This window comes from Ruegeria pomeroyi DSS-3, from assembly GCF_000011965.2.
Taxonomy (GTDB): Bacteria; Pseudomonadota; Alphaproteobacteria; order Rhodobacterales; family Rhodobacteraceae; genus Ruegeria_B; species Ruegeria_B pomeroyi.
The window spans coordinates 2080913-2101842 of sequence record NC_003911.12 but is presented as its reverse complement, the minus strand read 5'-3'; the positions used below and the strand labels follow the sequence as shown (position 1 = coordinate 2101842).

Here is a 20930-nt window from a genome sequence, read left to right as displayed (position 1 = left end):
GACAGGATGCGCGCAGCCCAGCCTGCGAGGATCCGATGACCCGGGAATACCGTCAAACCGTCTATGCGCCGCCCGCTGGGGCGGTCGATCTGTTGTTGATCCGTCATGGCGAAAGCCAGCCCGCCCGTCCGGGCGAGCCTTTTCCGCATGTGGACGGGCAGGGCGACCCGGCGCTGCATCCCGAGGGCGAGGCGCAGGCCCATGCCGTGGGCACCCGGTTGAAGGGTGAGCCGCTGGCGGCGATCTATGTCACCACGCTGCGGCGCACCCATCAGACCGCCGCGCCGCTGGCCGCGCATCTGGGGTTGGCGCCATTGGTAGAGCCGGACCTGCGCGAGGTCTTCCTGGGCGACTGGGACCGGGGCGAATACCGCATCCGCGCCGCCAATGACGACCCGGCATTTCTGCGCGCCAGGGAGCGCCAGGAATGGGGCGAGATCCCGGGTGCGGAAACCACCGCTCAATTGCACGCACGGGTGCGGGCCGGGTTGCTGCGCATCGCGGCGCGCCATCCCGATCAGCGGATCGCGGCCTTTGTGCATGGTGGCGTCATCGGCGCTGCCATGGCCATGGCCAGCGGCGCCGAGCCCTTTGCCTTTCACGGGGCGGCCAATGGCTCGATCAGCCGGCTGGTGATCCAGGGCGAGCGGATGGTGGTGCGGGGGTTCAACGACGTGGCGCATCTGTCCTAGACCCGGTCAGGGGGTAATCACCACTTTGCCCAGCACCTTGCGGTCCTGCATCATCTCCAGCGCCGCGCCCGCCTGATCCAGCGGAAAGCGCGCACAGATCTGCGGCTTGATCCGGCCCTCGGCGTACAGACGGAACAGGTCGCCCACGTTTGCCGCATGGCCCTTGGGGTCGCGGAACACCGACGCCCCCCAAAACACGCCGACGATCTGGCAGCCCTTGAGCAGGGTCAGGTTCAGCGGGATGCTGGGGATACCCGCCGGGAACCCGACGACCAGATAGCGCCCCTGCCAGGCCATCGCGCGCAGGCAGGGTTCGGCATAGGCGCCGCCCACCGCGTCATAGACCACATCGACCCCGTCGCCCCCGGCCAGTTTCTTGATCTCGCCCGACAGCGCCTTTTGTCCGTCGCGGTCCAGCTCGCGCGGGTAAACCAACGTCTCGTCCGCACCGATCTGACGACAGAATTCGGCCTTCTCCTGCGATGAGACGGCGGCGATCACCCGCGCGCCAGCGGCCTTGCCCAGTTCGATCGCGGCGGCACCAACGCCACCCGCGGCACCCAGGATCAGCAGGGTCTCGCCCGGTTGCAGCGCCGCGCGATCCTTGAGCGCGTGATGCGAGGTGCCATAGGTGAAGATGAAACAGGCGGCCTCGTCATACGGCATGGCATCGGGGATTTTCACCGCGACGTTGGCCTTGACCGTCAGATGGGTGGCAAAGCCGCCAAACCCCGTCAGTGCCAACACCCGGTCGCCGGGTGTATAGCCGCTGACACCTTCGCCCACCGCCAGAACCTCTCCCGCGATCTCGCCGCCGGGGGCAAAGGGGCGGGGCGGCTTCATTTGGTAGAGGTCGCGGATCATCAGCGTATCGGGAAAGTTCACCCCCGCCGCATGCACCCGAACCAACAATTCTCCCTTGCCCGGCGCCGGGTCTGCCATCTCGGTCAGTTCCAGCGTTTCGGGGCCGCCCACGGCGGTGCTCAGCATGGCTTTCATATCGGTCTTTCTCCCTGTTGCGGTCGCTTGCGTACCGCGATTTGACGTCAAGTCTTTGGCCCGCCCCCTTGGTTGTCAACCGGATTTCGAAATGCAATTCTGCTCTGCAAAACGGATATCGGTATATGGGGAGGACACATGGCCGAAGAGGACAAGGCGATTGCCGCCTTCCGCGACGAGCTGCGTGCCTGGCTAGAGGCGAATTGCCCCGCAGACATGCGCGATGGCCGCAATGACGAGGCTAGCATCTGCTGGGGCGGCAAGAACTGGAACTTTACGTCAGAAGCCCAGCGTACCTGGCTGCAACGTTGCGTCAGCAAGGGGTACACGGTGCCGACCTGGCCCATCGAGTACGGCGGCGCCGGGTTGAGCCGCGATCAGGAGAAGGTGTTCCACCAGGAAATGCGCCGCCTGAACGCGCGCTATCCGCTGCAAAGCTTCGGCATCTGGATGCTGGGACCGGCTCTTTTGCATTTCGGCACGCATGAGCAAAAGCTGCATTACCTGCCGCCCATCGCGCGCGGGGAAATCCGCTGGTGTCAGGGTTATTCCGAGCCGGGCGCAGGGTCCGACCTGGCAAATGTGCAAAGCCGGGCCGAGGACAGGGGCGATCACTGGCTGGTCAACGGGCAGAAGATCTGGACCTCATACGCCGATCAGGCCGACTGGATCTTTGCGCTGCTGCGCACCGACCGCGAGGCGCCCAAGCACAAGGGCATCTCCTTCATCCTGCTCGACATGACCAGCCCGGGCGTGACCACCCGGCCCATCAAGCTGATCTCGGGCGCCTCGCCGTTTTGCGAGACCTTCTTTGACAATGTGCAGGTGCCGCGAGAACAGGTGGTGGGTGAGGTCAATCGCGGCTGGGACGTGGCCAAATACCTGCTGACGCATGAGCGCGAGATGATCTCGGCCGCTGGCGGCTCCATGGGGTCGGGTCGGGCGCTGGGGGCGGTGCTGGCCGACAGCGGCAGCACCGACACGGTGCTGCGCGCCGATGCGATGCGCGCCGAGGTCGACGGGCTGGCCGTGGCGTTGACACTGGAGCGGTACAAGGATCAGGCCGAGGCCGGGCAAGGCGCGGGCGATGCCTCGGCCATGCTGAAATACATGGGAACCGAGCTGAACAAGCGCAATCTGGAACTGGTGATGGCGGCGGGCGGCTCGGATGCACTGATCTGGGAGGACGGGCGCGCGCCCAACTGGCTGAGGACCAAGGCCAATTCGATCGAGGGCGGCACCTCCGAGGTGATGCTTTCGATCATTTCCAAACGTGTTCTTGGGCTTCCGGGGTAAGGCAGATGGCAAAACTGGTACGAAGCGAAGAAGAGGTCATGCTGGCCGATGCCGCGCGCGGCTTTCTGGATCAGGCAGCGCCGGTGGCGCATCTGCGTAGGCTGCGGGACGGCGAGCAAACGCAGGACCGGGCGCTCTGGTCGGAAATGGCCGCGATGGGCTGGGCCGGGGTTCTGGTGCCCGAAGAGGCGGGGGGCAGCGATATGGGCCATGCCGCCGCCTGTGCGCTGGCGGGCGAAATGGGCAAGACGCTGGTCGCCTCGCCGTTTCTCTCAACGGCAGTGATTGCGGCCACCGCGCTGCGGCAGGTGTCCGATGCCCGCGCGGGCCAGGCGCTGGCGCGTATTGCCAGCGGAGAGCTCACCTATGCGCTCGCCATCGACGAGGGCGCCAAGTTCGCCCCCGAGGCGACGCAGATGCAGGCGCAGGCCGAGGGCAACGGGTTCCGCCTGAACGGCGAAAAGCGGTTTGTCGTGGATGGCGCCAATGCGGACCGGCTGCTGGTGCTGTCGCGGACCGATGCGGGGCTGACCCTGTTCGATCTGCCCGCCGAGCGCGACGGCATCACCCGCGAGGCGCAGGCGATGATCGACAGCCGCGACGCTGCTAGGATCACGTTCTCCGATGTGATCGCCACGGGTGAGGATGTATTGGGCCAGGTCGATGACGCGATGAGCGTACTGGCGCCCGCGCTGCGCGCCGGTCAGGCGGCGCTGGCCGCCGAGATGGCCGGACTCGCCGCCGGGGCATTTGGGATGACGGTGGAATATCTCAAGGAACGCAAGCAGTTCGGGGTTCCGATCGGCGCGTTTCAGGCGCTGCAACACCGCGCCGCGCATCTGTGGTGCGAATGCGAGGTGACTGCCTCGGCCATCCTGAACGCGGGCCGGATGCTGGACGAGGACCCCGACAATGCCGCGCTGGCCGTGTCGCTTGCCAAGGCGCGCGCCACCGACACCGCGCAGCGTGCGGTGCAGGAAGGCGTGCAGATGCATGGCGGCATCGGCATGACTGACGCATTCGACATGGGGTTCTATATGAAACGCGCCCGGGTCGGGGCCGAATGGCTGGGCGATTACGGATATCACGCAAACATCGTCGCGCAAGCGCGCGGATTTTAAGGATTTACCATGACACCTGAGACATTGTTTTCCCTGCACGGAAAGACCGCGCTGGTCACCGGCGGCGCCACCGGCATCGGGCGCATGGCAGCCGAGGCGCTGGTGTGCGCAGGTGCGCGCGTGTTGATCGCCTCGCGCAAGGGCGAGGCCTGCGAGGCGGTCGCTGCCGAACTCAACGCGATGGGTGCTCCCGGCACGGCCGAGGGGTTTGCGGGCGACGTGGGGAGCAAGGAGGGCATCGACACGCTGGTCGCCGAGGTAAAGAGCCGCACCGAAACCCTTGATATCTTGATGAACAATTCCGGTGTTACCTGGGGCGCGCCGTTGGGCCAGTTCCCGCATGAAGCCTGGGAAAAGGTGATGTCCGTCAACGTGGCCGGTGTCTTTGACCTGACGCAGAAACTGTTACCGATGCTGATGAAAAGCGGCACCATCGATGACCCTGCTCGCGTGGTCAACGTCGGCTCGGTCATGGGCGAAGTGCCGATGGGCGACGGCGCCTATAGCTATGCGGCCTCCAAGGCGGCGGTGATCCACCTGACCAAGATCATGGCCAAGGAACTGTCGCCCTATGCCGTCACCGTCAACGCGCTTGCGCCGGGGCCGTTCGTGTCGCGGATGACCGCATTTGCCACCGCCGACGAGGAAAAACGCGCCAAGGTCGGCAGCGACGTGCCGCTGCGCCGGGTGGGCCGGGACGAGGATATCGCCGGTTGCATGCTGTTCCTCTGCGGGCGCGGCGGCTCTTATGTCACCGGCGCGGTGATCCCGGTTTCGGGCGGCATCAACGTGATGTCCGGCCGCAACATCTTTGAAAAGGCACTGTAAGGGGGCGGGGATGGACATTCGTTTCGACGGACGGGTGGCGATTGTCACCGGATCGGGCGCGGGCCTGGGCCGCGCCCATGCGCTGGGTCTGGCCGCGCGCGGTGCCAGGGTGGTGATCAACGATCTGGGGGCGGCGACCGACGGCACCGGTGCCTCTTCCGACGCCGCACAGGCGGTGGTCGAGGAGATCCGCGCCATGGGTGGCGAGGCGATAGCGCACGGGGCCGATGTGGCGGACGAGGCGCAGGTGGCCGACATGGTCGCCCAGACGATGGCCCAATGGGGCCGCGTCGATATCGTGGTCAACAACGCGGGCATCCTGCGCGACAAGACATTCGCGAAAATGAGCATGGCCGACTTCCGCAAGGTGATCGACGTGCATCTGATCGGCAGCGCCAATGTCGCCCATGCCTGCTGGCCGATCATGCGCGAACAGGGCTATGGGCGGGTGGTCTTCACCTCCTCCGCCTCGGGGCTTTACGGCAATTTCGGGCAGGCCAACTATGGCGCGGCCAAGGCTGCGATGATGGGTCTGATGAACGTGCTGCATATCGAGGGCGCGCGCGACAACATCCGCGTCAACTGTCTGGCGCCCACCGCCGCGACCCGCATGACCGAAGACCTGATCCCCGAACAGGCGCTGGCGTTGCTGGCGCCCGAAACGATCACGCCGGGCCTGCTCTATCTGGTGAGCGAGGACGCACCCTCGCGCGTGATCCTCTGCGCCGGGGCGGGCTGTTACGCGCAGACCCTTATATTCGAGACCGAGGGCATCCTGCTGGAGGGCGATGCCAACACGCCCGAGGAAATCGCCGCCCGTTTTGCGCAGGTGCAGGATGAGGAGGGCAAGCGCGAGCTGACCGACGCCTTCAGCCAGACCCGCAAATTTGCCCGCAAGGCGGCGGATGCGCGCGGCATCGACCTGCCTTGGGGAGCATGAGAAAGTGAAAGACATGACCTGGACACGCGACGAAAGCCACCTGCCGCCCGCCCTGCGCGGCCTGCGCATTCCGCTGATCGGCTCGCCGCTATTCATCATCTCGGTGCCCGATCTGGTGATTGCGCAATGCAAGGCGGGGATCGTGGGGTCGTTCCCGGCGCTTAATGCGCGCGAGGGTGAGGGCGAGCCGCCGCTATTGGAGGCCTGGCTGAAACGCATCACCGAGGAACTGGACCGCCACAATCAGGACAACCCCGACACCCCGGCGGCGCCTTTTGCGGTGAACCAGATCGTCCACCGCTCGAACGGGCGGCTGGAACGGGACCTGGAAATCTGTGCGCGCTGGAACGTGCCGATCTGGATCACCTCGCTGGGTGCCCGGGTCGAGGTGAACGAGGCCGCGCATAGCTGCGGCGGCGTGGTGCTGCATGACGTGATCAACAACACATTCGCCAAGAAGGCGATCGACAAGGGCGCCGACGGGCTGATCGCGGTGGCCGCCGGAGCCGGGGGGCACGCCGGGCAGCAATCGCCACTGGCCCTGATCCGCGAGATCCGGTCTTGGTTCGACGGGCCGCTGGCCCTGTCGGGCGCCATCGCCTGTGGCGAAAGCCTGCTGGCCGCCCGGGCGCTGGGGGCCGATTTCGGCTATATGGGCTCGCCCTTCATCGCCACGAATGAGGCCAACGCACAGCCCGAATACAAGCAGATGATCGTCGACAGCACTGCCGAGGATATCGTCTATTCGTCGCTTTTTACCGGGGTGCATGGCAATTACCTGAAGAAATCGGTGGAACGCGCCGGGATGGACCCCGACAACCTGCCCTCGGCCGATGCCAGTTCGATGAATTTCAGCCAGGGGTCCTCCAAGCCCAAGGCGTGGAAAGAAATCTGGGGCTCGGGTCAGGGCGTGGGCGACGTGCATCAGATCGAACCGGTGGGTGATCTGGTGGACCGGATCGACCGCGAATACCGTGCGGCGGGCGCCCGGCTTGCTGCCGAATTCATCGGCTGAACCATGGCGGAACTGATCGTCATCCGCCATGCGCAGGCCTCGTTCGGATCGGACAACTATGACCGGCTGAGTGAGTTGGGCCATCGCCAGTCGGAACTGGTGGGGGCAGCGCTGCGCGAGACGGGCTGGGTGCCCGACCGTCTGGTCACCGGCACGCTGGCGCGACAGAAGGAAACCCTGCGCGGCATGGGGTTCACGGACGTGCCCGAGGAGCACGCGGGCTGGAACGAATACGATTTCCACGACCTGTTGCGGGTGAAATTCGGCGGCACCATTCCCGATCTGGTGCAGCATGACCGCAAGACGCATTTCCGTACCCTGCGTGATGTCTTGCGCGAATGGCAGGGCGGCGGAGTCGCGGGCGCGCGCGAAAGCTGGGCCCAGTTCACCGCCCGGATCGAGGCCGCGCGTCAGGCGGCCACGCGCGAGGGTGCCGAACGGGTGCTGGTGATCAGCTCGGGCGGGGCCATCGGACAACTGACCGCCGCCGCGCTGAGCGCGCCGCCCGAGCAGATGATCGCGCTGAACCTGCAGGTAAAGAACACCGCCATGTCGCGGTTCATCTTTACCCCGCGCGCCTTCTTTTTGCATGAATTCAACGCAACCCCGCATTTTGCCCAACCGGCCCATGCGGATATGCTGAGCTATAGTTGAGGGACAGGATATGAGCGACACGACCCAAAGCCTCGACCTGAGCGCCGTCGATGCCTATCTGCGCGACCACCTGCCGGGCTATGCCGGGCCGCTGGAGGCGCGGAAGTTCGACGTTGGCCAATCGAACCCGACCTTCCTGCTGGCAACGCCTGCGCGCAATTATGTGCTGCGGCGCAAGCCGCCCGGGGTGCTGCTGAAATCCGCCCATGCGGTGGATCGCGAGTTCCGGGTGCAACGCGCGCTGGCGGATACTGACGTGCCGGTGCCTCGGATGTACCTGCTGTGCGAGGATGACGCGGTGATCGGCTCGGCCTTTTACGTGATGGAGCATCTGGACGGGCGCAACTTCGCCGAACCGACGATGGAGGGCGAAACAAATGCCACCCGCACCGCTGTCATCGACGAGATGAACCGGGTGCTTGCGGCGTTGCATTCGGTCGATATCGACGCGGTGGGCCTGTCTGACTATGGCCCGCCCGGCAACTATTTCGAACGCCAGATCTCGCGCTGGACCAAGCAATACCGGGCCTCGGAAACCGGGACTATCGCCGATATGGATGCGCTGATCGAGGCGCTGGGGCAGGACATGCCCGAGGATGACGGCCAGCGCACGCTGGTGCATGGCGATTATCGGATCGACAACATGATGTTCGAAAAGGGCGGCACCCGCTGTCTGGGCGTGCTCGACTGGGAGCTATCGACCATCGGCCACCCTTACGCCGATCTGGCCGCCGTCATCATGCAATGGCAGATGCCGCCGGGCCGAGAGGGGCGCGGGCTGGCCGGGGTCGATCGTGCCGCGCTGGGCCTGCCCACGGATGACGAATTCATCGCCGCCTATTGCGCGCGGCGCGGCATCGGCGGGATCGACCGGTTCGGCTTTTACCTTGCCTTCACCTTCTTCCGCATGGCGGCGATCATCCAGGGCGTCTACAAACGCGCGCTGGATGGCAATGCGTCAAACCCCGAACGCGCCCGGATGCTGGGCCAGTATGTGGGCGTATTCGCGCAAAACGGGCTGAGGGCGCTGCGCGGGTGAGCGGGCAGGGCGACGATATCGACGGGTTGGCCGAGGGCAAGGACCGCAACTTTGTCACCGCGCTGGCGCGGGGGCTGGATGTGCTGCGCAGCTTTCGCCCCGGCGAGGTCTTGCTGACCAATACCGACCTGTCCGAACGGACCGGTCTGCCCAAACCCACCGTCTCGCGCCTGACCTATACGCTGTGCCAGCTGGGCTATCTGGTGCAGGACCGCCAAAGCGGCGCCTATCGTCTGGGCGTGGGCGTGCTGCAACTGGGTATGGGCGTGCTGGCGGGCCTGGATATCTGTGACCGCGCGGCCGAGGTGCTGCGCGGCCTGCGCACCGGCGCCAACCCCTATATCACCGCCGCCCTGGGCGAGGTACACCGCGCCGAGGTGATCTATGTCGCGGTGTCGCGCTCACGCGAGAATGTCTCGCTCAGCATGCATGTCGGCTCGCGCCTGCCGCTGTTTCGCTCGGCCATCGGGCGGGCGATCCTGGTCGGGATGGAGGCGGAGGAGCGCGAGGCGGCTATCGCCGCCGGAATGCGCGACCTGGGCGTGCCCGAGGCAGAGCTGCGCAGCCAGATCGCGCGCGCCGTCGAGGAATACGCGGTGCGCGGCTATTGCACCGGATATGGCGATTGGCGGGCGGATGTGAACGGCATCGCGGTGCCGGTGCTGTCGCTGGGCGGCGCCCGGCTGCACGGGCTGAACCTGGGCGGGCCCAGTTTCCACGTCACCCAAGAAGAGCTGGAGCGTGTTTTTGCCCCGCTGCTGATCGAGGCCGGGCGCAGCCTGGGCATGGTGCCATGAGGGGGCGGCGCACCCTCTCGACAAGGGTCCGTATTCCTACGTACTTTCCTTGGCGCGGGGGCCGGGTGACACTCGGCCCAGCCGCGACAGCAGGAGGATAGCGCGATGCCCGACCCCGGTTACAGGACACTCGACACGGGCCGGTTGGGCCGGATCGCGGGCTGGATGCAGAGCTATGTCGACCGGCGCCGATATGCGGGCAGTTCGGTGTTGGTAAGCCAGGGCGGGCACGAGGTGTTTTTCCACACAGCCGGTCAGCGCAGCATCGAGAACCAGTTGCCCTTTACCCGTGACACGCTGGTGCGGATCTATTCAATGACCAAGCCGGTCACCTCGCTTGCGGTGATGATGCTGGCCGAACGGGGGCTGTTTCACCTCGACGCGCCGGTGTCGACCTTTCTGCCGTCCTTCTCGGACATGCAGGCGCTGGTGCCCGGGGCCAGCGCGATTGACCAGACCGAACCGGCGCCCTCGCCAACGCTGCACCAGTTGCTGACCCATACCGCCGGGCTGAGCTATCCGTTCAACCCGGGCGTACTGGCGCGCGCGATGGAGGAGCAGGATCTGCTGTTCAAACCGGGTCAGGGCGCGCTGGCCGACATGGCCGACAAGGTGGCGGCACTGCCACTTGCGTTTCAACCGGGAAGTCGTTGGGAGTACTCGGTTTCTATCGACATTCTGGGGCGTGTGGTCGAGGTGGTCTCGGGCCGGACGCTGGCGCAGTTTTTTCAGGACGAGATTTTCGCCCCGCTGGGCATGACCGAGACCGGGTTCAGCGTGCCCCAGGGCGCGGGCGACCGGTTCGCCTCGCTCTATACACCGCTGGCCGGGGATGCGATGGCGCTCAACGATGCCCATTCCGGTGGCGATACGCTGCGCCTGTTCGACGAGGCGGGCAACTCGCCTTTCGAGACTGCCAGCATGTATTCCGGCGGCGGTGGGCTGGTCAGCAGCATCGACGACTATCGCCGCTTTGCCGAGATGCTGCGCCGGGGTGGCGCCGTGGACGGGCATCGCCTGATCGGCCCGGCGACGCTCGATTTCATGATGCGCAACCATCTGCCGGGCGATATCGCCTCGATGGGACCGCAGAGCTTTGCCGAACAGCCGATGGACGGGATGGGCTTTGGCCTGGGCGGCGCCGTGGTGCTGGACCCGGCCCGCGCCCGCACCCCCGGCTCGATCGGCGATTTCAGTTGGGGCGGCATGGCCTCGACCTTTTTCTGGCTGGATCGCGTCAATGACCTGACGGTGGTCTTCTTCACCCAGTTGTCGCCCTCCAGCGCCTATCCTTCGCGCTCGGAACTCAAGGCGCTGATCCATGGAGCATTATGCGGATGACAGACCCCCGGCCCATTCTCTGGACCCCCAGCAACGAGCGTGCTGAAAACAGCCGCATGGCGGCGTTTCAGCGCTGGCTGGCAAAGGAGCGCGGGCTGGAATTCGACGATTACAATGCGCTCTGGGCCTGGAGCGTGGCCGATCTGGACGGGTTCTGGAGTGCGATCCGCGATTTCGCGGGCCTGCCGTTTGAGGGTGGCGACGGTCGGGTGCTGGCCGAGCGGCGGATGCCCGGTGCGGTCTGGTTTCCCGGTGTCACCACCAATTTCGCCCGCCACATGCTGCGCCATGCCGAGAGCCGCCCCGAGGCACCCGCGCTGATCCTGCGCTCCGAAGGGTTCGGCCGCAAGGAGGTCAGCTGGGCCCAACTGTCGCAAAAGGTTGCCAATGTGGCCGCGCAGCTGCGCGCCATGGGTGTGGGGCAGGGCGACCGGGTGGTGGCGATCCTGCCCAATACCGATACCGCGGTGGTCGCGTTTCTGGCTGCCGCAAGCATCGGTGCGATCTGGTCGCTGTGCGCCCCGGATATGGGCCATGTGGCGATCCTGGACCGGTTCCGCCAGATCGCGCCCAAGGTATTGATCGCGCAGGACGGTTATGTTCACGCGGGGCGCACCATTGACCGGCGCCCGGTGCTGGAGGAGATCCGCGCGCAGCTGCCCAGCCTCGCACAGACGGTTCTGGTGCCGGTGATGGGCGAGGTTCCGCCGAGCATGATCCCCTGGGAGGAGATGACCCAAGGCGCGGCCCAACCCGAATATGCCGATCTGCCCTTCGATCACCCTCTGTGGATCGTCTATTCCTCGGGCACCACGGGCAATCCGAAACCCATCGTGCACGGTCATGGCGGCATCCTGCTGGAGGGCGCCAAACAGGCGCTGCATCAGGATCTGGGCGGCGACGACCGCTTCCTCTGGCTCACCTCGTCGGGCTGGATCATGTGGAACGCCCAGTTTGTCGCCATGGGGCAGGGTGCCACCGTGGTCCTGTTCGACGGGGCCGCCAACCACCCCGACATGCAGGCCGTCTGGCGCGTGGTGGCCGAAGAGCGAGTCAGCAGTTTCGGCGTCGGCGCGGCTTATGTCACCCAATGCCTGAAATCGGGGATCCGTCCGCGCGAGGCGCTGGACCTGTCGGCGCTCAAGGCGCTGGGGACCACCGGATCGCCCTTGACGGCCGAGGGCTATGACTGGGTCTATGACGCGGTCGACCCGGATATCTGGCTGGCGCCGATCTCGGGCGGCACCGACCTGTGCGGGGCCTTTGTCGGCGGCAACGTGATGCTGCCGGTGCGCGCGGGTGAGATGCAATGCCGCTATCTGGGCAACGCGGTGCGCAGCTATGACCCGGAAGGCAATGAAATCACAGCAGAAGTGGGAGAGCTGGTTTGCACCGAACCGCTGCCTTCGATGCCTCTGGGGTTCTGGGGTGATCGTGATGGCAGCCGCCTGCATGAAAGCTATTTCGACACCTATCCCGGTATCTGGCGCCATGGCGACTGGATCGAGATCACGCCCGAGGGCGGCGCGGTGATCTATGGCCGCTCGGACGCCACCATCAACCGCAAGGGGCTGCGGCTCGGCTCGTCCGAGATTTATCGCGCGGTCGAGGCGCTGCCCGAGGTGCTGGACAGCCTGGTGGTCGATCTCGAATTCCTGGGCCGCGACAGTTTCATGCCACTCTTCGTGGTACCGGCGCCGGGGCAGGTGCTGGATGACGCTCTGCGCGCCCGCATCAACACGGCCATCCGCGAAACACTGTCGCCGCGCTTTATCCCCAACGAAATCGTTCAGATTGCCGAGGTGCCGCGCACCCTGTCGGGAAAGAAGCTGGAAGTTCCGGTCAAGAAACTGCTACTGGGGGGCGACCCGGCGCAGGTGGTGAACCGGGACTCGATGGCGAACCCGGAAAGTTTCGATTTCTTCGTGACTTACGCGGCCGGGCGACGCTGACGCCGGAGGATGCGACATGACCGATGCGGAACGCCAGCTGCTCGACCTGCTTGATATCGAGCGGTTGGAGGTGGACCTGTTTCGTGGCACCGGATCGGGGGGCGAAACACCCACCCGCATCTACGGCGGCCAGGTCATTGCCCAAGCGCTGGCCGCGGCCTATCGCACGGTCGAAGACCGGCTGTGCCATTCGCTGCATGCCTATTTCATCCGCCCCGGTGACCCGTCGATTCCCGTTATCTATCAGGTGGATAGGGCACGGGATGGAGGGTCTTTCACCACTCGTCGGGTGGTGGCCATTCAACATGGCCGCCAGATCCTGAACCTGTCGGCCTCGTTCCATGCGGGCGATGACGGCTGGGATCATCAGCACCCGATGCCCGAGATTTCCGGCCCGGAAACCCATCCAACCCGTCAGGCGCTGCAAGAGCGTTTCATCGACCGTATCCCACAGAGATACCGCGCCGAGTTCACTCGCGCGCGTCCCATCGAAATCCGCGAGGTCGCGCCGCGCGACATGTTCGAGCCGATCCCGACCGACGACCGTCATTACCTGTGGTTCCGCATGGGGGCGGCAGCCGGGGCAGGGCCGGCGATGCAGCATCTGCTGCTCGCCTATGCCTCGGACATGGGGTTGCTGGGGTCGGGGCTGCGCCCGCACGGGCTCAGCTGGTACACCCGTCAGGTCAACGGCGCCAGTCTGGACCATGCCATGTGGTTTCACGCGCCGATCCGGTTCGAGAACTGGCATCTTTACGCGATGGACAGTCCCTGGACCGGCGCCGGGCGCAGTTTCAACCGGGGCAAGATCTATGCCGAGGATGGCACGCTGGTGGCCAGCGTGGCGCAGGAAGGGCTGATGCGGCGCCTGAAATCCGAAGGTTAGAGCTTGCCGCCGAATTGCCGGTTCAGCTTGCGCATGCCACCTAGCCAACGGTCGTAATCCGCTGTTTTCATTCGAATATAGTCCAGAACCTGTGGATGTGGCAACACCAGGAAACGGCGATCGCGGATGGCCTGAACGCAAGCTTCGGCCACGTCCGAGGGTTCCAGCAGACCGTCTAGCGCCGCCACCGACTCTTCGTGCCCGCGCGTCATTTCCGAGCGGACAGCCTGCGGACACAGCACCGACACGCCGATCCCGTCATCGCCATAGGTCATCGCCAGCCACTCGGCCAGACCAACCGAGGCGTGTTTGGTGACCCCATAGGGTGCCGCGCCGACCTGGTTCAGCAGACCCGCCGCCGAAGCCGTGTTGAGCAGATAGCCACCACCGCGCGCGATCATGCGCGGCACCACATGACGCGCCGCCCAGACCTGCGACATCACGTTGATATCCCAGATACGCTGCCAGTCCGCATCCGGAGTCTCGATACCGCCAATGGTCAGGATACCGGCATTGGAACAGAACAGGTCGATGGGACCGATCTGGGTTTCCACATGCTCGATCAGGGCGGCGATATCAGCCTCGCGGCTTACATCACAGCGCAGGGCGACACCGCCAACCGCTTGCGCGACGTCCTCGGCGCCTTGCAGGTTCAGGTCAGCACAAACAACGCATTTCGCGCCCTCGGCGGCGAAGCGTTCGGCCAGGCCGCGCCCGATGCCGCTGGCCGCACCGGTCACGACAACGATCCTGTCTTTCAGTTCCACGGCGGTCTCCCATATTGCGCATTGGCCAAAGCGACGTCTGATCAGTGTGTTACGAGACCACTCTCAGAGATCGCCATTGTTTGAGCGGGCTTGGTTACCCGAGATTTCCCTCAACGCTAGCGCAAGCGCGGGGCGGTGCCAATCCACGCCATCTGCGTGACGTTCCGGCATCAGGGTGTACGTTTATAATACATAATACCGATTATAAGAATCACGGATATCATACTCTGGATCACATACGATCCGCCCTATTCATGCGCAGCGCGGCAAAGGCGTCGTATTGCGACAGGAAAACACGCCCCGTCAGGTCTTCCAGGAAATGACTGCGGGCAAGCCGGTCCATCACCGGGCCCTTCACCTCGGACAGATGCAGTTTGACGCCCAGATCGTCCAGCCGCCGGTTGATCGCCTCGAGCGATTCCAATGCGCTGAAATCGACCTCGTTCACCGCCGAGCACATCAGGATCACGTGGCGCAGGCTGTCACGGTCGCGCAGCACCCGGTTCAGGATCAGGTCCTCCATCCGGCGCGCGTTGGCGAAATAGAGGCTCTCGTCGATACGCAGTGTCACCACGCCAGGATCGGTTTCTACCTTGTGGCGCAGGATGTTGCGGAAATGCTGGCTGCCGGGCACCTGCCCCACCTCGGCCACATGCGGGCGTGAGGTTTTCCAGACGAACAGCAGCAGCGAGATCAGCACGCCGCTGGCGACGCCGACCTCGACCCCGGCCAGCAAGGTCAGCGCGATGGTGGCAAAGACCGCAGCGAAATCGGCGCGCGAATAGCGCCAGGCCCGCGACAGGATCGACAGATCGACAAGCGACAGCACCGCAACGATGATGGTGGCCGCCAGCGTCGCCTTGGGCAGGAAATACAAAAGCGGCGTCAGGAACAGCGCCGCCACCAGCAGACCCACGGCGGTAAAGACCCCGGCAGCGGGCGTTTCAGCACCGGCATCGAAATTCACCACAGACCGCGCGAACCCACCGGTGACCGGATACCCCCCCGACAGCGAAGACGAGATATTGGCGGCCCCCAGCGCGATCAGTTCCTGATTGGGGTCGATGCGCTGTTTGCGTTTGGTGGCAAGGGTTTGCGCGACGGAAACGCTTTCGACATACCCGATGATCGAGAGCAGCGCCGCCGGGCCGATCAGCGCGGGCACCAGCCCCCAATCGACGCCAGACAGGCCCAAAGGCGGCAGGCCGGTGGGGACTTCGCCCACCACCGCCACGCCCAGTGACGGCAGGTTCAGCACCCAGGCGGCCAGTGTGGTACCAATCACCGCAAAGATCGGCCCGACCCGTGCCAGCGTTGCAGCCAGCGGTTTCGTCAGGCCTAGTCTGGCATGAAAAACTTGCGCCAATCCCTTGCGAACCCAGAACAAAAATGCAAGCGCCACAATCCCTGTCACCAGCGTTGCCAGATTGATCTGTCCCAGATGCCGCGCCAGATCGAGAAGGATTTCCGGCAGCGTATGCCCATGTAGCGGCACGCCCAGGATATGTTTCAACTGGCTTGCCGCGATCAGCAGGCCCGAGGCGGTAATGAAACCCGCGATCACCGGATGGCTGAGAAAATTGGCCACAACACCCAGCCTGAGCGCACCCATCAGCAGCAGCATCGCGCCCGACAGCAGCGCCAGCACCCCCGCCGCCGCGACGTATTCGGACACGCTCGACAGGTTCAAAGGTGCCAGTGCCGAGGCGGTCATCAGCGAGATCACCGCCACCGGCCCCACCGCCAGCGCCCGGCTGGTGCCAAACAGCGCATAGGCCACCAGCGGCAGGATCGAGGCGTATAGCCCCACCTCGGCCGGCAGGCCCGCCAGCAGCGCATAGGCCAGCGATTGCGGGATCAGCATCACGGTGACGATGACGGCGGCAATCAGGTCGCCGCTCAACTCACCCCGGCCATAGCTGCGGCCCCAGTCGAGGATCGGCAGATAGGTTCGCGCCAACCCGCGCAACTGTTGGTTCATCCCTGTCCCCTGCCCGATCCGTGCCAGATATACATATTCGCGATTGCTTATATGAATGAATCGCGGAGAATGTGAAGAGGGCCAGATGAAAAAAGCGCGAGGCCCAAGCCCCGCGCTTTTGACTTCGAAATCCGAGAAAGGGTCAGAAGAACGCCTGCAACCCGGTCTGCGCCCGGCCCAGAATCAGGGCGTGCACGTCATGGGTGCCCTCGTAGGTGTTCACCGTTTCCAGGTTCACCATGTGGCGGATCACCTGGAACTCCAGGCTGATGCCGTTGCCGCCGTGCATGTCGCGCGCGTGGCGCGCGATTTCCAGCGCCTTGCCGCAGTTGTTGCGCTTGATGATCGAGATCATCTCGGGCGCGGCCTTGGCCTCGTCCATCAGGCGGCCGACGCGCAGGCTGGCTTGCAGGCCCAAAGCGATTTCCGTCTGCATATTGGCCAGTTTCAGCTGGAACAGCTGGGTCTGGGCCAGCGGGCGGTTGAACTGTTTGCGGTCCAGACCGTATTGCCGCGCGCCGTGCCAGCAGGCCTCGGCAGCGCCCATAACGCCCCAGCTGATGCCATAGCGGGCGCGGTTCAGACAGCCGAATGGGCCTTTCAGGCCCGAGACATGCGGCAACAGCGCCTCTTCGCCCACCTCGACACCGTCCATGACGATCTCGCCGGTGATCGAGGCGCGCAACGACATCTTGTTCTCGATCTTCGGCGCGCTCAGCCCCTTCATGCCCTTTTCCAGCACAAAGCCGCGGATCTTGCCATCATGCGCGTCAGACTTGGCCCAAACGACAAAGACATCGGCGATCGGCGCGTTCGAGATCCACATCTTGGTGCCGGTGAGCCGATACCCGCCCTCGGTCTTGACCGCGCGGGTCTTCATGCTGGCCGGGTCCGACCCGGCATCGGGCTCGGTCAGGCCGAAACAGCCGATCCATTCGCCGCTGGCGAGTTTCGGCAGGTATTTCATCCGCTGCTCTTCGCTGCCATAGGCATAGATCGGGTACATCACCAGCGAGCTTTGCACCGACATCATCGAGCGATAGCCGCTGTCGACCCGCTCGACCTCGCGCGCCACCAGACCATAGGTCACATAGCCGGCGCCGATGCCGCCATATTGTTCTGGGATGGTGGTGCCCAACAGGCCCATCTCGCCCATCTCGCGAAAGATGTCCGGGTCGGTATGTTCGGTCTGGAAGGCTTGCGTGACGCGAGGCTGCAGCTTTTCCTGCGCATAGGCGCGGGCGGCGTCGGCAATCATGCGTTCGTCTTCGCTCAGCTGATCGGCCAGGCGGAACGGATCCTCCCAGTCGAAACCGCCCAGATCGGGCTTGTCCTTGTCACGCAGGGCGGGCTTGGCGGCGATATCCATCGGGAAAACTCCTGAAATACGGTCTGACGGGACCATATCTTTCCCGAACCGCAAAAATACAGCGAGACTTTTGCGGGTTTTCATGAGTAAAACGCATACATGCTGACCTCACGCAAGTTCTTCCCCTCCCTGTCTTCGCTACGTGCGCTCGAAGCGCTGGACCGGCTCGGCTCTGCCTCGGCGGTAGCCGAGGAACTCGCACTGACGCAAAGCGCGGTCAGTCGTCAGTTGCAGACGCTCGAAGGACAGATGGGCGTGGAGCTGATCCGGCGCGACCGCAAGCGGCTGTCGCTTACACCGGCGGCGCAGGATTACGTGACCGAGATCCGCGAGGCGTTGAACCGGATCGCACAGGCCTCGCTCCGGCTTCAGGTGGCGCCGGCGGGGGGCACCGTCAACCTGGCGATCCTGCCCACCTTCGGGATGCGCTGGCTGATGCCGCGCCTTCCCGAATTCTCGCGCCTGCACCCGGATATCACCATCAACATGACCACCCGGTTGCGACCATTCAACTTTGCCAGCGAACCCTTTGATGCGGCGTTGCATTTTGGTGAACCGGACTGGCCCGGAACCGACCGGCTTCTGCTCAGGGCGGAACGTGTGCTGCCGGTCTGCGCGCCGGGCCTGCTGCCGCATGGGGCGCCGAAATCCCCGGCCGACCTGCTGCGCCTGCCGCTGTTGCATATCCAGACCCGCCCGCGCGCCTGGCAGGACTGGTTCGCGCAGATGGGAGTCACCTGCCCCGAGACCCTGCCCGGCACGCTTTACGATCAGTTCGCCACCATCGGACAGGCGGCGCTGCATGGGCTGGGGGTGGCCTTGCTGCCCAATTACGTGGTGGAACAGGATCTGGCCACCGGACGCCTGGTCGCCGCCTATCCCGATGCGGTCGAAACGCTCGGCGCCTATTACCTGGTCTGGCCACGGGCGCGCGGCAACGACCCGTCGCTGCGCGCCTTTCGCCACTGGCTGGCGGCACAGGCCGAGCCCGAGGAGGGCTTGCCGCGCTAAGAGCGCGCCCTGCCCGTCTCAGCCCAGCGCGTATCCCGCACCGCGCACGGTGCGCACCGGATCATCGCCGCCATGCTGGGTCAGCGCCTTGCGCAGCCGCCCGATATGCACGTCGACCGTGCGGGTATCGACATAGATGTCGCGCCCCCAGACCCGGTCCAGCAGCTGCTCGCGGCTCCAGACCCGGCCCGGTTTCTCCATGAAGGTCGACAGCAGCCGAAACTCGGTCGGGCCCAGTTTCAGCGGTTTTTCCGAGCGGCTGACCTTGTGGGTCTCGGCATCTAGCACGATATCCTCGTATTCCAGCCTGAGGCCGACAGTCGAGGGACGGACCCGGCGCAGCTGGCTGCGCACGCGCGCCATCAGCTCGACCACGGAATAGGGTTTGACCACGTAATCGTCGGCGCCGGTTTCCAGCCCGCGCACCTTGTCGACCTCTTCGCTGCGCGCCGACAGCATGATGACAGGGATGCTGCGGGTCTCGGGCCGGGTCTTCAGCCGCCGGCAGACCTCGATACCACTCAGGTTCGGCATCATCCAGTCCAGCACGATGATATCGGGCGTGTCCTCGTCGACCAGCAGCATCGCCTCTTCGCCGTTCTCGGCGCGGATCACGCGAAACCCTTCGGCCTCGAGATTATAGGCCAGCACCTCGCGCTGCGCCATTTCATCCTCGACCACCAGAACGCTGGGTTGATCGGCTGACATCTGTCACGTGCCTCCTTATGCGGTCGTCGAGGTCACATCGCCCTTGGGGCGCATCTCGTCGGGGCGGTTGCCGGTGACGAGATAGACGACCTGTTCGGCGATCGAGGTGACATGGTCGCCCATGCGCTCGACATTCTTGGCGATGAAATGCAGATGCATGCAGGGGGTGATGTTGCGCGGATCCTCGGCCATGAAGGTCAGGAACTGGCGGAACAGCGCGTTGTACATCTGATCCACCTCATGGTCGCGCTCGATCACATCGGCGCCCAGCTCGGCGTCGCGCTGGATATAGGCGTCCAGCGCGTCCTTCAGCATCAGCTCGACCTCGCGCGCCATCCGGCGCAGCGCGGCGGCGCTGTCGCCCACCTGCGGCTGATCCACCAGCACCGTGGTCCGCTTGGCGATGTTCTTGGCGTAGTCGCCGATCCGCTCCAGGTTTCCGGCGATTTTCAGCACCGTCAGCACCAGCCGCAGATCGCTCGCCGTGGGCGCACGCAGGGCGATCAGGCGCGCGGTCTCCTGGTTGATCAGCTCTTCGAGCGCGTCGATCGCCTTGTCGCCGGCACGCACCTCGTTGGCCAGTTCCGCGTCGCGGGTCTCCAGCGACCGCGCCGCGGCCATGATCGCGGCTTCGACCAGGCCGCCCATTTTCATGATATGGGCCTGGATCGCCTCCAGCTCCCGGTCATAGACCGAGGTGATGTGTTGTTGAGCCATGTGTCCTGCTCCTGTCCTCAGCCGATGCGGCCGGTGATATAGCTTTCGGTCCGGGGATCTTCGGGATTGGTAAAGATCTGGCCGGTCTCGCCGTATTCCACCAGTTGCCCCAGGTGGAAGAAGGCCGTTTTCTGACTGACCCGCGCCGCCTGCTGCATCGAGTGGGTGACGATCACCACCGAATAGTTCTGGCGCAGCTCGTCGATCAACTCCTCGACCTGGGCGGTGGCGATCGGGTCGAGCGCCGAACAGGGCTCGTCCATCAGCAGCACCTCGGGTTCGGTGGCGATGGCGCGGGCAATGCACAGGCGCTGCTGCTGACCGCCCGACAGTCCGGTGCCCGGCGCGTCCAGCCGGTCCTTGACCTCGTCCCAGATGGCGCCGCGGCGCAGGGCCTTTTCGACGATCTCGTCCATCTCGGCCCGGTTGCGGGCCAGCCCGTGGATGCGCGGGCCATAGGCCACGTTGTCATAGATCGACTTGGGGAACGGGTTGGGTTTCTGGAACACCATGCCGACCTTGGCGCGCAGCTGCACCGGATCGACCCGCTTGTCATAGATATCCTCGCCGTCCAGCTGGAACGAGCCCTGAACGCGGGCGCCGGCGATGGTGTCGTTCATCCGGTTCAGACAGCGCAGAAAGGTGGACTTGCCGCAGCCCGAGGGGCCGATAAAGGCGGTCACGGTCTTGTCCGCGATATCGACATTCACGTTCTTGATGGCGTGGGTGTCGCCGTAATAGACGTGGCAGTCCCGGCACTCCATCTTGGTTTGCTTGCTTTCCACGGCTCTCTCCACTCGGGACATATCGTTCATTG

At 65.0% G+C, this 20930-nt stretch carries 20 protein-coding genes; 13 read left to right on the top strand and 7 right to left on the bottom strand.

Annotated features, from left to right (window positions below; all coding sequences use genetic code 11):
* Positions 1–35 precede the first annotated feature (35 nt).
* Positions 36–692 (top strand): histidine phosphatase family protein, encoded by a 657-nt coding sequence (locus tag SPO_RS10000; protein ID WP_011047701.1) that lies wholly within the window; start codon positions 36–38, stop codon positions 690–692.
* Positions 693–698: 6 nt separating this feature from the next.
* Here the strand turns inward: SPO_RS10000 and SPO_RS09995 are convergent, their stop codons facing one another.
* Positions 699–1691, bottom strand: coding sequence for an NADPH:quinone oxidoreductase family protein (locus SPO_RS09995; RefSeq protein WP_011047700.1), 993 nt, complete (start codon positions 1689–1691; stop codon positions 699–701).
* A gap of 138 nt (positions 1692–1829) precedes the next feature.
* Here SPO_RS09995 and SPO_RS09990 point away from each other — a divergent pair, with 138 nt between their 5' ends.
* The 11 genes from SPO_RS09990 to SPO_RS09940 all read left to right on the top strand — a co-directional run bounded on the left by SPO_RS09990 (position 1830) and on the right by SPO_RS09940 (position 13560).
* Complete coding sequence (locus tag SPO_RS09990) at positions 1830–2987, top strand: acyl-CoA dehydrogenase family protein (RefSeq protein ID WP_011047699.1); 1158 nt, start codon at positions 1830–1832, stop codon at positions 2985–2987.
* A gap of 5 nt (positions 2988–2992) precedes the next feature.
* Entirely contained in the window at positions 2993–4108 is a 1116-nt protein-coding gene (locus tag SPO_RS09985) for an acyl-CoA dehydrogenase family protein (RefSeq protein ID WP_011047698.1), read from the top strand.
* A 9-nt stretch (positions 4109–4117) separates the two neighbouring features.
* Positions 4118–4936, top strand: coding sequence for an SDR family oxidoreductase (locus tag SPO_RS09980; RefSeq protein WP_011047697.1), 819 nt, complete (start codon positions 4118–4120; stop codon positions 4934–4936).
* A gap of 10 nt (positions 4937–4946) precedes the next feature.
* Positions 4947–5876, top strand: coding sequence for an SDR family NAD(P)-dependent oxidoreductase (locus SPO_RS09975; RefSeq protein WP_011047696.1), 930 nt, complete (start codon positions 4947–4949; stop codon positions 5874–5876).
* 13 nt (positions 5877–5889) lie between these two features.
* Positions 5890–6891 carry an NAD(P)H-dependent flavin oxidoreductase gene (locus tag SPO_RS09970; protein WP_011047695.1) on the top strand — a complete coding sequence of 334 codons (1002 nt, stop codon included), beginning with the start codon at positions 5890–5892 and terminating at the stop codon, positions 6889–6891.
* 3 nt (positions 6892–6894) lie between these two features.
* Positions 6895–7545 (top strand): histidine phosphatase family protein, encoded by a 651-nt coding sequence (locus tag SPO_RS09965; RefSeq protein ID WP_011047694.1) that lies wholly within the window; start codon positions 6895–6897, stop codon positions 7543–7545.
* 10 nt (positions 7546–7555) lie between these two features.
* The gene (locus tag SPO_RS09960) at positions 7556–8584 is read left to right on the top strand and encodes a phosphotransferase (protein WP_011047693.1); all 1029 of its coding nucleotides are present in this window, start codon (positions 7556–7558) and stop codon (positions 8582–8584) included.
* Positions 8581–9381 carry an IclR family transcriptional regulator gene (locus SPO_RS09955; protein WP_230981734.1) on the top strand — a complete coding sequence of 267 codons (801 nt, stop codon included), beginning with the start codon at positions 8581–8583 and terminating at the stop codon, positions 9379–9381. The genes SPO_RS09960 and SPO_RS09955 overlap by 4 nt, the downstream gene beginning before the upstream one ends.
* Before the next feature lie 105 nt (positions 9382–9486).
* Positions 9487–10722, top strand: a complete 1236-nt coding sequence (locus SPO_RS09950) for a serine hydrolase domain-containing protein (protein ID WP_011047691.1) — start codon at positions 9487–9489, stop codon at positions 10720–10722.
* Positions 10713–12674 (top strand): acetoacetate--CoA ligase, encoded by a 1962-nt coding sequence (locus SPO_RS09945; RefSeq protein WP_011047690.1) that lies wholly within the window; start codon positions 10713–10715, stop codon positions 12672–12674. The genes SPO_RS09950 and SPO_RS09945 overlap by 10 nt, the downstream gene beginning before the upstream one ends.
* Before the next feature lie 16 nt (positions 12675–12690).
* Entirely contained in the window at positions 12691–13560 is an 870-nt protein-coding gene (locus SPO_RS09940; RefSeq protein ID WP_011047689.1) for an acyl-CoA thioesterase, read from the top strand.
* Here the strand turns inward: SPO_RS09940 and SPO_RS09935 are convergent.
* From SPO_RS09935 to SPO_RS09925, 3 genes are all read right to left on the bottom strand, one after another.
* On the bottom strand, positions 13557–14327 hold the full coding sequence (locus SPO_RS09935; protein ID WP_011047688.1) for an SDR family oxidoreductase: 771 nt from the start codon (positions 14325–14327) through the stop codon (positions 13557–13559). The two genes, SPO_RS09940 and SPO_RS09935, sit on opposite strands and share 4 nt — an antisense overlap.
* Positions 14328–14559: 232 nt before the next feature.
* Positions 14560–16308, bottom strand: a complete 1749-nt coding sequence (locus tag SPO_RS09930; RefSeq protein ID WP_011047687.1) for a SulP family inorganic anion transporter — start codon at positions 16306–16308, stop codon at positions 14560–14562.
* A gap of 142 nt (positions 16309–16450) precedes the next feature.
* Positions 16451–17677, bottom strand: a complete 1227-nt coding sequence (locus tag SPO_RS09925) for an acyl-CoA dehydrogenase (protein ID WP_030003211.1) — start codon at positions 17675–17677, stop codon at positions 16451–16453.
* A 99-nt stretch (positions 17678–17776) separates the two neighbouring features.
* On the opposite strand from SPO_RS09925, the gene SPO_RS09920 reads away from it, so the two are divergent.
* Positions 17777–18688, top strand: a complete 912-nt coding sequence (locus SPO_RS09920; protein ID WP_011047685.1) for a LysR substrate-binding domain-containing protein — start codon at positions 17777–17779, stop codon at positions 18686–18688.
* An 18-nt stretch (positions 18689–18706) separates the two neighbouring features.
* Here SPO_RS09920 and phoB read toward each other — a convergent pair whose 3' ends face one another.
* Genes phoB through pstB form a run of 3 tightly spaced genes read right to left on the bottom strand, consistent with a single transcriptional unit; the run spans position 18707 to position 20928 of the window.
* On the bottom strand, positions 18707–19396 hold the full coding sequence (phoB, locus tag SPO_RS09915) for a phosphate regulon transcriptional regulator PhoB (protein WP_011047684.1): 690 nt from the start codon (positions 19394–19396) through the stop codon (positions 18707–18709).
* A 15-nt stretch (positions 19397–19411) separates the two neighbouring features.
* On the bottom strand, positions 19412–20113 hold the full coding sequence (gene phoU / locus SPO_RS09910; protein WP_011047683.1) for a phosphate signaling complex protein PhoU: 702 nt from the start codon (positions 20111–20113) through the stop codon (positions 19412–19414).
* 17 nt (positions 20114–20130) lie between these two features.
* A complete protein-coding gene (gene pstB, locus SPO_RS09905; protein WP_044028237.1) occupies positions 20131–20928 on the bottom strand; it encodes a phosphate ABC transporter ATP-binding protein PstB in 798 nt (265 codons plus the stop codon).
* Positions 20929–20930: the final 2 nt, after the last annotated feature.